The organism is Jeotgalibacillus sp. R-1-5s-1, assembly GCF_004405105.1.
GTDB lineage: Bacteria > Bacillota > Bacilli > Bacillales > Jeotgalibacillaceae > Jeotgalibacillus.
Map to the genome: position 1 here is coordinate 1 of NZ_SORW01000035.1, position 702 is coordinate 702.

The window sequence follows — 702 nt, forward strand, 5'->3', positions numbered from 1 at the left end:
AAGGAATCGAAGACCTGGAAAGCGTACTCTCAGGAATTGAAACGACAGGCAGTGGATTATTATCTGGCGGGTCAAGGGAGCCTCAGTGAGACCTGTGCTCGTTTCAACATTTCAACTTCCTCTGTTTTACGAAGATGGATAAAGCGTTACACTAGTGGAAAAGACTTAAAATCCACTAGTGAGGGGAATAAAAAGATGAGCACAGGACGCAAGACAACACTACAGGAACGGATAGAGATCGTCCAATACGCAATCGCCCACGACCTTGACTATCATGGGGCTGCGGAGAAATATCAGGTCTCGTATCAACAGGTCTATGGATGGGTACGGAAATATCAGGCTGATGGAGAGACAGGACTTCACGATCGACGCGGTAAGACCTTGGAGTCAAAGTCGAATTTGACAGAAGTGGAAAAGTTGAAGCTGCGCATCAAAGAACTGGACCATCGCAACCGATACCTTGAGACGGAGAACGGTCTTTTAAAAAAGCTGAAGGAAATCGAAAGGAGGGCCAGCATGCGCGATTAGGGATTCATCTGCATAAGTTTCAGGCGATCCATGACTATCATGAAGAGACAAAAGCGTCGATCCAACTGCTTTGTCAACTGCTTGAAGTATCACGATCCGGTTACTACAAATGGCTGAACCATACACCGACTGACCAACAGGAGGAAAATGAATGGCTACTCGGAGAGATCAAGA

Annotated in this window: 1 protein-coding gene; it reads left to right on the forward strand. The window is 46.4% G+C overall.

What is annotated here, in order from left to right:
* Window positions 1-528, forward strand: a 528-nt coding sequence (locus E2491_RS12585; protein WP_166805875.1) for a helix-turn-helix domain-containing protein, incomplete at its 5' end; no start/stop codon positions are given.
* Window positions 529-702 lie beyond the last annotated feature (174 nt).